Raw genomic sequence first — 13931 nt, forward strand, 5'->3', positions numbered from 1 at the left:
TATAGAACTGCAATAAAACCCTTTCGTATAGAATGGCTCTCGTGCAATTTTTTTAAATTTAACTATGGAAAACAAACCCACTTCACAGCCGGATCAGCACCAAGCTGACCAGCCCGGGGATGAATATAAAATGACACCTAAGCCGGAAATTATCCGGGATAATTATAAAGGAAGTGATAAATTAGCCGGTAAAGTAGCATTTATTACGGGTGGCGACAGCGGTATTGGTCGGGCCGTAGCGGTGCATTTTGCCCGCGAAGGCGCCGACATTGCTATTGTGTACCTCGATGAAAACGAAGATGCCCGCGAAACCAAACGATTGATTGAAGCTGAAGGCCGGCAGTGTTTGTTAATAAAAGGCGACTTGCGCGACGAAAGTTTTTGTAAAAATGCGGTGCAGCAAGCCGTAGACGAGTTTGGAGGTAAGCTCAATATACTCGTAAATAATGCCGCCGAGCAGCACGAGCAAAAAGAACTCGAGAGTATCAGTCAGGAGCAATTAGAGGCCACTTTCCGGACAAACATTTTTGCTTATTTTTATATTGCGCAAGCTGCTTTACCGCATTTGCAGAAAGGCGATAGTATTATTAATACAACTTCGGTTACTTCTTTCCGGGGCAGTAGCCATTTAATGGATTATTCGGCTACCAAAGGCGCTATTACTACTTTTACCCGTTCGCTGGCGCAAAATTTAGCCGAGAAAGGGATTCGGGTAAATGCGGTAGCACCGGGTCCTATCTGGACGCCGCTGATTCCGGCCACGCTCGAGAAAGTAGCTGATTTTGGTTCCGATACGCCTTTAGGCCGGGCCGGTCAACCCTCCGAAGTAGCGCCGGCTTATGTATTTCTGGCTTCCGAAGATGCCTCGTACATTACCGGTCAAATAATACACGTAAACGGAGGCGAAATAGTAGCGGGTTAATTTTTTAAACCTACTCTTGTAAAAAACAGTAAAACAAGGCAATTACTAACGGGTACTTCTTAATTATACTAACTATAATAAATTTAAAAAATGGCAACTGTAATGAATAAAGCTATGAGTGAAGAAACAACAAATCGTGTCGGGAATGTAAGAGTTCTGGACACTGATACTGATTTTGAAGAAATGAATGCCGGGCATATTATTCCCAACGCCGATCCACCAAAGAATGAACACGCCCGGGGTGGTTTTGGCGACCGCGATGGCCGTAACGGCTACGGTACGGATTCTCCTAACGGTGACACCGCGCTATCCATGAACGAAGATTCCGAAGATCCCAATGCCCATTACGATGGCTTGCAAATTGGCCAGCAGCTAAACTCCGGAACCTCTATTGTGGCCCTGGAGGAAGACGAAGATGATGAGGATGATCTGGATTTAGATACCGACGAAGATTTCGATGACGACGATGTAGATATTAGCGAAATACCCGACGATGATATTGATGACATTGATCTGGACGATGATTTCGACGATGACGCGGATGATCTGGATTTAGACGATGACGAAGACGTTGACGATGATGAAGATCGGTTTTAACCCGTTTTTTTAAATTTCTCCAAACGTTTTACGGTACTGTCAGCCGCAATTAATATGTTTAAGTACTTGTAAAACCTATCCAGGTGTTATCAGGGGTATTTGTAGCGGGTTTGCTGGCGTAATAAAAACTAATTGCTGTTGAACGATCTTGAAAACTAATTAACAGAAAGCATTATTCATTTTAAAGAAGAAGGAGGTAATTATGCCGTACAAAAGTAATAATACCAACCAGCAGTCGAAAGAAAATACTGGTGACCCTACCGGCATGGGAAAAGGTAATTTAACCGATATTAATGCGGAAGAATCGCTGGAGATTACGGATGAACTCAGCGAAAAGTACACCGACGAAAATGGTGATCCGGATCTTCCCACTACTCCAGGCAGCCATCCGAACCGAAACACAAACAAACCCAGTATTGATAAGCCATCGTACGGGTAATTAACAGTGTAGCAATTAAAATAAAAGCTCTGTGGTAACACAGAGCTTTTATTTGTTATATATATTAGAAAATTACTTACAAAGTTAAACGAATTACTTTTTTCTTAAAAAACACCTTTTTACATTTACTAAATTAAAAAAGTATAGTTATATAAATTAAAAATTTTTACTGCCACTCCAGAAACTTTCTTCTATCCTGATTTACCGCAATAAAGTAAAGGTTTAAGCATCATGCGCTTGAATTAAAAATATTTCTACGTTTAAGCTATAATTTCTTGTGGGGCAGTAATAATAAAACTCAATAATAATAAAAAAAATTATATAATTTTGGCTAAGCCAGAAAAGTGCAATAAAAGTAATAAGCAGTAAATTTCAGATTAATAGAAGTAGTGATGGAGAATGTTTATTTATATTTTAGAATTACCCCGGGCTTCAAATGCTTTTGTTTATTTCTACTGTTATTGGTAGCGCAGGCCGCCAGCGGGCAAACTCCCGAAATAAATGTTAGAATAAATACCACCAATAAGCCAAGCACCAGTACGCACACGTTTGCCAATCAAAATGTGAATACTACTAGTAATCCCCCAGTAACCTTTACCATTGAGAATCTTGGTACGACTAACTTAGCTATTTCGGGAGTTACTTTATCCGGACCAGATGCGAATCAGTTTACACTTACAACAACCGGGGTTACTGCTGAAGTAATACCGGGTGCTACCACTACTTTTACGGCTAACTTTGCTCCTAAAAATATTACACCAAGTACTAAAAATGCGGTTATAACTATTGCCTCCAACGACGCAGATGAAAGCGCATATACTATTAATGTAACGGGTAATGCCTTTATTTATAATGGTGCTATCACTACCATTAATCCTGCTGCAGGAGCCGCTATTGGTGCTACTGTAACCATTAACGGAAATAACTTAATTAATACTACTGGCGTAACCTTTAACGGAGTGGCTGCTACTTTTACCATAGTAAGCACTACCCGCGTTACAGCGGTTGTGCCCGCTGGTGCTACAACCGGCCTGATAAGTGTTACTAATCCGGTTGGTACCGTTAGCAGCGCTCAGCCTTATAATATTATACCCAAAATTACCAGCTTCACTCCTACTATTGCTGCTACGGGGAGTACCATAACCATTAACGGAACCAGCTTTACCGGAGCAACTTCCGTTAAATTTAATGGTTTAGAGGCTGCCTCTTTTGTCGTAAACAGTAGTACCAAAATTACTGCCGTAGTGCCGGCGAATGCTACTACTGGCCAAATCTCCGTAACTACTCCCAGTGGAACGGGCACAAGTGCCGCTTCTTTTACGCCATCCCCCGCTATTACATCTATAACCGGACCCGGAGGAAGCACTTCGGCGACCGTTGGTAATACGGTTACTATTAATGGTACCAGTTTTACTCCTGCTGCTACCGTAAAATTTGTTGATAAGAATGGAAATGCTTTAACCGCTCCTAAAAATTATGTGAATAATACGCAATTAACGGCTGTTGTTCCTTTAGGAGCTGTTACTGGCCTAGTTACGGTAACTACCAATGCGGGTGCAGCCAGCGCTACGTTTACTATTGCCAACACCACTTATACCTGGAACAAAACAACCGGCGACTGGACCGAACCCACTAACTGGACGCCTGCCCGTTCGACTCCTGCCGGCACGGATATCCTTCTATTTGATGGAACAGTTACTCCTACGGCTACTGTTAATTTAAATTTTGCCACCTCTGAGACTGTTGGCTATTTAGGGGTTATTGGTAATGCTACAATTACTTTTTCGGTGGCCGCCGATAAAATTTTAAATATTGATAACAATGTGTCCGAGATAGAAGACTTTAACTTAGCTAATTTATCTAAGTTAATTGTTACTAATTCTGTACCCGATGCTGATTTAGTTATTAATCTGATGCGCGGTGAAACCGGTTTGATAGGGGGAGGATTGGAGTTTAGGGGTACTGGCTCCGCGGAGCATCGTTTAATAGCGAACAACAGTGCTACCAATGGCAATACGTTAGTGTTTCAATCGAACAGCACTTTTACTGCAGCCGGAAATTTTACTGGTTCTCCTTTTGGTAGTGATTTTAACAACTCCGTCCAGTTTTCTTCCAATGCTACTTATTATAATCAATCGCCTGCTGGTGGTTCACCTTTTGGTAATTCCAGTTCCAGTGCAGTAATAGTATTTGATCCTAATACTATTTATCGCCACGATGTTAATACGCCACTTGACCTGCTAAATCGGACGTACGGGAGTATTAATATCAATTTACCTGCTTTTAATCAAACTGCTACGGGTGTTGGAAATTTAACCTTGCAAAGAGATCTTATCTTAACCAATGCTACAGCGTTTAACCTTAATCTAGTGGGTAATATCATTATAGGCCGGAATATAACGGTAACCCGGGGAAACTTAAATTTTAATTCTACTTCCACTACTATAAGATTAGATGGTTCTGGCGCTTCTAACAAAAACGGCGCGATACAAGGTGGTGCCACTACGGGCACTATTAATTTAGGAACAAATGCGCACCTGATAATTGAAGCGGGAGCTATTGTAACGGCAACAAAAACCGTTGCCGGAACCGGTAGAGTGAGTATAAGCGGCACGGTACGGACAGGAACTACGAATACGGCTGGGTTATCGGGTAGCGCTACCACGCCCTTTGCTAATACCCTACAACCTTTAAACTTTAATGTTGGATCAGTAGCAGAATATAATGGTACAGGCTCACAAGCCATTTCTGGCGAAAATTATTCTAACTTAACTATAAGTGGGGTTAGAACCGCGGGTTCTGTTATTACGTTGCCGGGCACTTTAAGAATATCTGGTACTTTTACGGTTGCTCCTACGGGTGCTACTCCTTCCTATAACACTACCCTTAACAATAGCACTATTGACTTTAATGGCGACGATCAGATTATTCCCGCGTTTGATTACAACAATGTGGTTATCTCCGGAACTGACGATAAAATTTTAGGCGATAATGTTATTATCAGCGGTAATCTTAGTATGGCCGCTAACAAGTTGTATACTTACGATGAAGGGAATAACTATAATTTAATTCTAGGAGATAATGCTACTATTAGCGGAGAGGCTGCGGGCCGCTATGTAGTGGGTAATTTAAGTACTACTCGTGATTTAACTTCCAGCGGTTCTGATTTTGGGAATATAGGCATACTTATAGGTTTAGGGCCTTTGGGCTCCCAAGACTTAGGGCCAACGGTTGTTAACCGGATTTCTGGCCCTAACAGCAGCGTATTGGTTGGAGAATACCAAGGAATTAATCGTACCTGGGAGGTACAACCCACCAACCAGCCAACGGCTCCTATTAATGTTACTTTGTTCTGGGTAGCCGACGATGACAATGGGAAAGACTTGACCACGGCCCGAGTCTGGAAAACGGAAGGAGATGACCCCGATACCTATTATGATGTAAGTAAAACCAACCAAAATGTCGTTAACAATCGTAGGATCAATGCCACTATATATTCTTTTTCCATTTTTACCGTCTCCGACCAAAACAATCCTTTACCCGTTGAGCTAAGTTCTTTTGAGGTGGCTAAAAAAGGCAGTACCGCGGTATTAACCTGGCAAACGGCCACCGAAAAGAATAATCAAGGCTTTGCCATTGAGATTTCGGAAGATGCCCGAACATACAAAGAAGTAGGCTTTGTAAAATCGTTAAATTCTAATTCCAGCACTCCGCAAAGTTACGCATTTACGCACCGGGCCATCAAAGCCGGAACTTTCTACTACCGTTTAAAACAAACCGATTGGAGTGGAGCCACCCGGTACTATGGCCCGAAAGCAATTACCTTTGATCAGGTAATCCCGGCTTTGGCCGTATTCCCGAATCCCTTAACCAGCAATACGCCTGCTTTATCGGTTCTGGTTGGCAGCAGTGTGGCGGAAAGTGTGGATATTACCGTAACGGATGTACTCGGCAAGGTAGTTTATCGCCGAAGTGTAATCGTAAATCCGGCGCAAAACGAAGTAAAAGTGGATTTAAATAATCAAGCGGCGGGGGTATATATCATCCGGGTAATCAGCCCTTCTACGGGTACTAACCAAACCCGCATTGTGAAGCAATAATTAAAGTAACCATATTTGAATTTTAAAAAAGGAAGCAACTGCTTCCTTTTTTTATGTACCGCAATCTGCCCGGGCAATAAAATCGTTTATAAAAAGCAAATTTTTAAATTTTCAACAACTTGCCAATGAAATGGTATCTGTATTTACCTGAAAAATGGCATTGGTTTATTAAACTTCTCTCTGTAATTTTGGACTCACTTTACCATCACGTACTTATTTAAAATGCAGAAAGATACCGCCATATTTAATTTAATCCAGCAGGAAAAACAACGCCAGATGCACGGTTTAGAATTAATTGCTTCCGAAAATTTTGTATCGGAGCAGGTAATGCAGGCTATGGGCAGCGAATTAACCAATAAATACGCGGAAGGCTTACCTGGCAAACGGTATTATGGCGGCTGCGAAGTGGTGGACCAGGCCGAGCAATTAGCTATTGACCGGGCCAAAGAATTATTTAATGCCGCTTGGGTAAACGTGCAACCGCACTCCGGAGCGCAGGCCAATGCCGCCGTAATGCTGGGCGTTATTAACCCCGGCGATAAAATTTTAGGTTTCGACTTATCGCACGGCGGTCACTTAACGCACGGCTCGCCGGTTAACTTTTCGGGTAAACTGTACCAGCCTTTATTTTACGGCGTGGAGCAAGAAACAGGCCTGATTGACTGGGACAAAGTGTACGACATTGCCGTAAAAGAAAAACCAAAATTAATTATTTGCGGCGCTTCGGCTTACTCCCGCGATTGGAATTACGAGCGCTTGCGCGAAGCGGCCGATGCCGTAGGCGCTTTGTTAATGGCCGATATTTCGCACCCGGCGGGTTTAATTGCCCGCGGGTTACTCAACGACCCGTTTGAGTTTTGCCATATTGTAACTACTACTACGCACAAGACTTTACGCGGTCCGCGGGGTGGTATGATTATGATGCCGCAGGATTTTGAAAATCCCTGGGGTTTAAAAACACCCAAAGGCGAATTGCGCCTGATGTCGTCGGTGTTGGATGCGGCGGTTTTCCCGGGAACCCAAGGGGGCCCGCTGGAGCACGTCATTGCTTCTAAAGCCGTATCGTTCTTCGAAGCTTTATCCGACGATTATTTAAATTACATTATTCAGGTGCAGAAAAATGCGAAAGCCTTAGCAAAAGCGTTAACGGATCGGGGTTACCAGATTATTTCGGGCGGCACCGACAACCACTTAATGTTAATTGACTTGCGCTCGAAAGGCTTATCGGGTAAACTGGCCGAAAACACCTTAATTAAAGCCGATATTACCATTAATAAAAACATGGTGCCTTTCGATGATAAATCACCGTTTGTTACCTCGGGTATGCGCATTGGTTCGGCGGCCGTAACTACCCGGGGTTTAAAAGAAGCCGACATGGAACGGGTGGTTTCTTTGATTGACGAGGTTTTAATGAACCACGATAATGATACTAAAATTGCAGCCGTAAAACAGGAAATTAACGCCTGGATGCAGCACGTTCCTTTATTTAATTTTTAATATCTAGCCCGGAAAAGTAGCGGTGGAAGAAGAAGTTGTAGTAAGTAGTGGTGAACACGAAATGTCGTTTATCGACCATCTGGAAGAATTAAGATGGCATTTAATCCGTTCGGTAGCATCTATTTTGGTTTTTGCCACGGGAGCATTTCTATCGAAAGATTTTATTTTTCATGATTTAATTCTGGGGCCTTCCCGCGCTGATTTTTTTACTTACCGTAAGTTATGTGAACTGGGCGCTTATTTGGGCCGGCCGGAGGTATGCATCGATAAAATTTCGTTTACGCTGCAAAGCCGCGAAATGAGTAGCCAGTTTACCACCCACATGACGGTTTCGGCCATTATTGGTTTAGTATTGGCTTTCCCCTATACTTTCTGGGAGATCTGGCGGTTTATTAAACCGGGTTTGTACGAACGCGAACAAAAAAATTCACGCGGGGCGGTATTTTTCGTATCGCTATTATTCTTTACCGGTACGTTGTTCGGTTATTTTATTGCGGCACCGCTATCCATTAACTTTCTGGCTTCTTACCAGGTAGATCCCAGCATTCTGAACGAGTTCGATTTGGCTTCTTATATTTCTACCCTCACCACCATGACCTTTTCGTGCGCGCTCATGTTTGAGTTGCCCATGATTGTGTTTTTCCTGGCAAAAGCAGGTTTGGTGTCGCCGGAAATTATGAAGTTGTACCGCCGGCACGCCATTGTGGTAATTTTAATTATTGCCGCGGTTATTTCGCCACCCGATGTAATGAGTATGATGCTGATTGCGATACCACTGCTTTTACTTTACGAAGTAAGTATTTACATCGCCAAAGCGGTGCGCAAAAAAGACATCGACCGGTTAAACGATGAACTGACCAGTTAAGATTAAAAAATAAATAAGACTTAATTTTTAAAAATTTAAAAATCTGTTACAAGTTAGGTGGGGTACATACCCCCGCTGGTAACGTAATCTTGCAACTAAATTTTATGGCTTTAACAATTGCTGTTGGCGGCGATCATGCCGGGTATGCGTACAAGCAAAACATAATAAACTTGTTACAGCAACTAGGGCATACGGTGCAGGATTTTGGTCCTAATTCCAGTGCCTCCGTTGATTACCCCGATCATGTGCATCCCTTAGCCAAGGCCATTACAAACAAAGAAGCTGATTTTGGCATATTAATTTGCGGCAGCGGGAATGGTGTAGCCATAACGGCCAATAAGCACCCGCAGGTGCGGGCTGCCTTGTGCTGGTTACCCGAGCTCGCCCAATTGGCGCGGAGCCACAACAATGCGAATGTACTTTGTATACCGGCCCGGTTTATTTCGGAAGAAACGGCTCACGAAATGGTACAGGAATTTCTGATTACTCTGTTTGAAGGTGGTCGCCATCAAACCCGCGTTTCCAAAATGACCTGTTAAGTGCCGCAAAGGTCTTCATTCTTGTGAAAATTTAAAAAAGGGCTTGGTATGTAGTCTGCCAAGCCCTTTTTTTAAATTTTATCACGTGTTCCTTTTACTTTTTGTACTAGATGCTTATTAACAGAAAACCGCCTTATTTATTTTATCCGTTGAAAAACTTGCGGGTTGTTGGTAACAGCTTGGTAAGCACCAAAAGCATTCGGAATTTTGTATTGTAACTCCCGCATCAACTGAGGATCGGCTACGATATAATCGGGGTAGTGCGTGGCAATGTTCTGGTAAATTTTAAAAACGGCCTGGTACGTGTCCAGTTCATTAAAGTCGTTTTTGGCTATGTCCCAGTTTAAGTAAGGCGAAGTGAGCCGGTTATACTGGTAGTAATTTAAGTCGCGGTTAAGAACCAGCAAATTTTTATCCTGGATAATGGCGTATTTCGGGGCCGGATTCACCAGCAAGTCGGTTAGTTTAATCTGGAAAAACGGAACCCAGCCTAAAAAAGTAAGAAAGCGCAACAAGATAACGCCCGAAAAAAACACCAGAAAAAACGTTTCGCGGATAACCGCTTTCCGGATTTGTAAAAAAAAGGAGGTGCCGTAATAAGCCAGGGCGGGTAAAAATAACAATAATGCCTGCGTAGAGATTTTCTTACCAATAATAGCAATTACTACCGCTACTGGCAACCAAACAAGCATTAACTGCAAGATTTTAGCCTGGTAATTTAATCCGGGAGCATGCGTAATGGTGTGTAATACCGTAAAAATTAAAAAAACCAAGGGCAAAGCCAGAATCTTTAAAACATCTACCGGCACCAGTAAAAAGTCTACCTGAAAATTCCAGTCGGGTAGTAAATGAAAGTCTAGGAAATTGGTGATACTGCCGGTGTACAAATAATAAGTAAGCACGACACTGTACGGAAAAATAAATCCGCAAATTAAAAGCAAGGAGCTGCGGAACGAGCTGGAAGCAAATAAAATAATGGCGAATAAGGCAATTACTAAAAATAACACCAAAGGCAAATAGCACAAAGCCCCTAAACCCAGAATAAAGCCCGCCTTAAATAATTGACGGTTGTTCTCGCCTTCTTTCGAAAAAGAAATTAAATAATTAAGCGAAAATATAACGAAGGTCATGCCCAGTAAAAGCGGCGTAAGCGTATCCAGTTCAAAAAAAACACTGCTGGCAACCAGGTACAGCAAAGCGGGCAAGTAAGTACGATCCGGATGAACGTTGTGCCGGTTAAAAACAGAATTAAGCCGCAGTGCCTGAATCAAAATTAAAAAAATCGGTAGTAGGCGGTAAACCAGCAACGAGCGACCAGCCAGTAAGTCAATGAGCCAGTAAATTCCGGCGGCGAGTGGTGCTTCACTGTCAAAAATATCGCGGTACAATAAATAGCCGTTGGCCATACGTTCACCCAGAACCATTTCTTTTAATTCGGGCAAGGTAAGTGGTACTCCCCAGAATACCAGCGGAATCCGGATCGCCAGAAAAAGTAAAACCAACGAAAGCAGCCGGGATAAAAGTAAACTGCGGAAGTAACGAATCAAGTTATTCTAGAAATTAGAAATTAAAAATTATGAATTAGAAATTTAAAATTTTAAAAAATGATTCATGTGGCTACTATTTATAATGGGGTAGAACGATAACGGGTACTTTCCTTTATCATACATCTGTTTTTGATGGTAAAAACAATTTATAATTTTTAATTTCTGATTTTTTAAGGTGTAATTTTTAATTCAGCGTAAGCACAACGGAGCAGGTAAAAGTGCGAAAATAATGTGATATTTGCAGGCAGATGGAAAGTAAAAGACAACAAAAGTTCGCCAAACTAATTCAGAAGGAGTTAGCGGAAGTGTTTCAGCGGGAATGCTCCCACTTATTTCCGGGAGCCTACGTGTCGGTGAGTGTGGTGCGGGTTTCGCCGGATTTAGGCGTAGCTAAGGTGTACCTGAGCCTGCTGATGGGAACGAACGCCAAAGAATTGCTGCAGGAAATAAAAATAAATACCAAAACCATCCGGCATTTACTCGCGCAGCGCATAAAAAAACAAGTACGGGTTATTCCGGAGTTAATCTTTTTCCTGGATGATACCGCCGAATACGCGGCCCGGATGGAACAGTTATTTTCGGGCTTAGACATACCGCCGGCCGATAAAGAAGAATCCTCCGAAACCAACGACGAGGATAAATAAACACGAATACTTTAGGAGCATCCTTTAATGCGGGTGCTGTTACTTTTGCTAATCTGGCATGCAATACGACCCCATAAAACGCATCTTGGGCGCAGCGTTTAATAAAACTCCTTTTCTCCGCCGCCTTTTTTATAATCTGCTCGATTTACTGTTGCTGCGAACCTGGCACGTGCACAAAGAATTACGCGCCTGGGCCGGTAATAAGCGCAATCAACCCATTCATATTCTGGATGCCGGTTCCGGTTACGGCCAGTACACCTATTACCTGTCGGGCATGAGCACCAAATGGCGCATTTTGGCGGTAGACGTAAAAGAAGAACAAATTGCCGATAGTAACCGCTTTTTCGCCCAAATAGGCCGGCCGCACGTGCGCTTTGCCGTGGCCGATCTGGTTACTTTTCAACAACCCGAGACGTACGATCTGGCTTTATCGGTAGATGTAATGGAGCATATTCTGGAAGATGTGGAAGTTTTTAAAAATATTCATGCTTCTTTAAAAAAAGGCGGGATGTTATTGATTTCTACCCCTTCGGACCAGGGCGGCTCCGACGTACACGACAACGACGAAAGCTCGTTTATTGAAGAACACGTACGCGATGGCTACAACATCAACGAAATTGCGGATAAATTAAAAATTGCCGGCTTCGATAAAGTGCAGGCGCGGTACTCCTACGGCCAACCTGGGCAAATATCGTGGCGCTTATCCATGAAGTACCCCATCCTGATGCTGGGCAAATCCAAAGCTTTTTTCGTGATACTGCCTTTTTATTACCTGGTAACTTTTCCGTTCTGTCTTATTCTAAACTGGCTCGATGCCAATAACAATCATAGCACGGGCACCGGACTCATTGTAAAAGCCTGGAAGTAATTTAAGTTACAGGTTGCAAGGTGCAAGTTGTAAGGTTAGAAAGTTTGAAGGTTGGAAGGTTGAAAAGTTGGAAGGTTGCACATTATCAGGTGGAAAGTTGAAAGGGTTAAACTACCGATGATAGCGTTCTTTTAATGGAAGAAGCAGCCTCTCCTTCCCTGTTTTTAGGGAAGGTGCCCTTTAGGGCGGAAGGGTTACATTTATTGTTTTTACCCATTATACCTATTTAGCAAAATAACCGTAAGGCTAATGGATTATACCCTTAATAGTCTTTTTTAAAATTTTATTCAGAATATCATTATTTACTTGCCTCATGAACGTTCCTTTTCTCATTGCTAAACGCTACTTTATTTCCAAGAAGAAAAGAAACATCATTAATATTATTTCTATTATCTCCATGGTAGGCGTAGCCGTAGGTACGGCTGCTTTAATTATTGTGCTATCGGTATTTAACGGCCTCGAAGATTTAATCCGGAGCATCTACGGCAGTTTCGACCCGGATTTAAAAGTTACTTCGGTGCAAGGTAAAGGCTTTGAACTGGACGAAAAACTACTCGAGAGAGTTCGGAAAACGCCGGGTGTTTTAATCGTTACCGAAGTAATTGAAGACAACGCCTTGTTGCGTTACGAAGACCGCCAGATGGTGGTAAAAATGAAAGGGGTAAGCCCCAACTTTTTTGCCCAGAATAAAATAGATTCGGCGGTTATCGAAGGCACTTATCAATTGAACCGCGCGGGTAATAATTACGCTTTAATCGGGCGGGGAGTGCAATACCAGTTATCTATCCGGGCTACCAACGCCATTGTACCCATGTTTCTGCTGTACCCCAAAGCCAAAGCTTCTTTGTCGCTGGATCCGGAAAACACCTTTCGCGAAAAGCCGATTATGGTAGGTGGGGTGTTTGTAATTGAGCGGCAGTACGACGATAGTTATATTTTTGTGCCTCTGGAGTTTGCCCGCGACTTGCTGGCTTACGGTACCAAACGAACTTCCCTGGAAATACGCGTAGAAAGTCGCCGGAAGATTAACGAAGTAGAGCAACGGTTACAACAAGTACTCGGCCCCAATTTCGACATTAAGAACAGCGACGAACAACATTTGAGTTTGCTGCGGGCCGTGAAAGTAGAAAAACTATTTGTATTTATCACCTTTGCCTTTATTTTGCTCATTGCCTCGCTTAATATCTTTTTCTCCTTATCCATGTTAGTTATTGATAAGAAAAAAGATATTGCCATTCTGGCGTCAATAGGTGCCACCCCACAGGTCATCCGGAACATATTTCTGGCCGAAGGGGCAATTGTGGCTTTTGTGGGCGCTTTTATTGGCTTAGCTGCTGGCTTATTAATCTGCTGGATTCAGCAAACGTTTGGGCTGGTTTCCATGAACATGGCTACGGCTTTAGTAGAAGCCTATCCGGTAAAAATGCAGATTCAGGACTTTATCTTAACCGGGGTTGCTATCTTTATTATTACGCTGTTGGTTTCTATCAGGCCGGCCCGTACCGCTGCCGCTACGGATGTACGCGATAATATTTAAAACTTTCTTTCCTCTTCTTTGTATTCCTTGCGCTTCCCGCTATTCCTAAAATGAACTAAAAATGGCGGAACTTAGCGTTTTATAAAGCTTGGTTATAATTTGAAGTCTAATTGCAGTATTTTAGTTGTTTAGTGTGATAGGGGGTTTATTTTTAAACCTACTGTGGCGCAAAGTTCAGCTAAATGTAAAAAAAACATCTAAAAGCAAAGGCTTTCTTTTATAATTTGAATTAATGTAAATTTTTGAGAGTAATGCTTCTTACTTCTATAATCCAACTTCCTTCCTAATACGCTGCTTCGGCCACAGCTTCTATAGTTTACTTAATCATCTACTAATCAAGTATTTAATTTGAACGCATCTGCAAACCGCCATTGCT

11 protein-coding genes are annotated in these 13931 nt (G+C 42.6%); 10 read left to right on the top strand and 1 reads right to left on the bottom strand.

The window, feature by feature from the left end; translation table 11 throughout:
* The first annotated feature begins 64 nt into the window (after positions 1-64).
* The 7 genes from AHMF7616_RS21165 (at position 65) to rpiB (ending at position 8959) form a co-directional block, all read left to right on the top strand.
* Positions 65-922: an SDR family oxidoreductase gene (locus AHMF7616_RS21165; protein ID WP_115374698.1), complete on the top strand. Its 858-nt coding sequence runs from the start codon at positions 65-67 to the stop codon at positions 920-922.
* Positions 923-1036: 114 nt separating this feature from the next.
* A complete protein-coding gene (locus tag AHMF7616_RS26520) occupies positions 1037-1519 on the top strand; it encodes a hypothetical protein (RefSeq protein WP_233507693.1) in 483 nt (160 codons plus the stop codon).
* A 202-nt stretch (positions 1520-1721) separates the two neighbouring features.
* Entirely contained in the window at positions 1722-1958 is a 237-nt protein-coding gene (locus tag AHMF7616_RS21175) for a hypothetical protein (protein ID WP_115374699.1), read from the top strand.
* Between the two features lie 461 nt (positions 1959-2419).
* Positions 2420-6058: a choice-of-anchor D domain-containing protein gene (locus tag AHMF7616_RS21180; protein WP_158546221.1), complete on the top strand. Its 3639-nt coding sequence runs from the start codon at positions 2420-2422 to the stop codon at positions 6056-6058.
* A 222-nt stretch (positions 6059-6280) separates the two neighbouring features.
* Entirely contained in the window at positions 6281-7555 is a 1275-nt protein-coding gene (locus AHMF7616_RS21185; protein WP_199474302.1) for a serine hydroxymethyltransferase, read from the top strand.
* A gap of 22 nt (positions 7556-7577) precedes the next feature.
* A complete protein-coding gene (gene tatC, locus AHMF7616_RS21190; RefSeq protein WP_394335768.1) occupies positions 7578-8420 on the top strand; it encodes a twin-arginine translocase subunit TatC in 843 nt (280 codons plus the stop codon).
* 104 nt (positions 8421-8524) lie between these two features.
* Positions 8525-8959 carry a ribose 5-phosphate isomerase B gene (rpiB, locus tag AHMF7616_RS21195; RefSeq protein ID WP_115374702.1) on the top strand — a complete coding sequence of 145 codons (435 nt, stop codon included), beginning with the start codon at positions 8525-8527 and terminating at the stop codon, positions 8957-8959.
* 137 nt (positions 8960-9096) lie between these two features.
* Here rpiB and AHMF7616_RS21200 read toward each other — a convergent pair whose 3' ends face one another.
* Positions 9097-10506, bottom strand: a complete 1410-nt coding sequence (locus tag AHMF7616_RS21200) for a hypothetical protein (RefSeq protein ID WP_115374703.1) — start codon at positions 10504-10506, stop codon at positions 9097-9099.
* 248 nt (positions 10507-10754) lie between these two features.
* Between AHMF7616_RS21200 and rbfA the strand changes: the two genes are divergently transcribed.
* The 3 genes from rbfA to AHMF7616_RS21215 all read left to right on the top strand — a co-directional run bounded on the left by rbfA (position 10755) and on the right by AHMF7616_RS21215 (position 13555).
* On the top strand, positions 10755-11150 hold the full coding sequence (rbfA, locus tag AHMF7616_RS21205; protein WP_115374704.1) for a 30S ribosome-binding factor RbfA: 396 nt from the start codon (positions 10755-10757) through the stop codon (positions 11148-11150).
* 58 nt (positions 11151-11208) lie between these two features.
* On the top strand, positions 11209-12018 hold the full coding sequence (locus AHMF7616_RS21210) for a class I SAM-dependent methyltransferase (protein WP_115374705.1): 810 nt from the start codon (positions 11209-11211) through the stop codon (positions 12016-12018).
* 313 nt (positions 12019-12331) lie between these two features.
* Complete coding sequence (locus AHMF7616_RS21215; protein ID WP_115374706.1) at positions 12332-13555, top strand: ABC transporter permease; 1224 nt, start codon at positions 12332-12334, stop codon at positions 13553-13555.
* Positions 13556-13931 lie beyond the last annotated feature (376 nt).

The organism is Adhaeribacter pallidiroseus (genome assembly GCF_003340495.1).
Classification (GTDB): domain Bacteria; phylum Bacteroidota; class Bacteroidia; order Cytophagales; family Hymenobacteraceae; genus Adhaeribacter; species Adhaeribacter pallidiroseus.

Coding starts and splice junctions, on each gene's coding strand:
- AHMF7616_RS21185 (WP_199474302.1), top strand. CDS start 6,281: ATGCAGAAAGATACCGCCATATTTAATTTAATCCAGCAGGAAAAACAA.
- AHMF7616_RS26520 (WP_233507693.1), top strand. CDS start 1,037: ATGAGTGAAGAAACAACAAATCGTGTCGGGAATGTAAGAGTTCTGGAC.
- AHMF7616_RS21165 (WP_115374698.1), top strand. CDS start 65: ATGGAAAACAAACCCACTTCACAGCCGGATCAGCACCAAGCTGACCAG.
- rpiB (WP_115374702.1), top strand. CDS start 8,525: ATGGCTTTAACAATTGCTGTTGGCGGCGATCATGCCGGGTATGCGTAC.
- rbfA (WP_115374704.1), top strand. CDS start 10,755: ATGGAAAGTAAAAGACAACAAAAGTTCGCCAAACTAATTCAGAAGGAG.
- AHMF7616_RS21175 (WP_115374699.1), top strand. CDS start 1,722: ATGCCGTACAAAAGTAATAATACCAACCAGCAGTCGAAAGAAAATACT.
- AHMF7616_RS21210 (WP_115374705.1), top strand. CDS start 11,209: ATGCAATACGACCCCATAAAACGCATCTTGGGCGCAGCGTTTAATAAA.
- AHMF7616_RS21215 (WP_115374706.1), top strand. CDS start 12,332: ATGAACGTTCCTTTTCTCATTGCTAAACGCTACTTTATTTCCAAGAAG.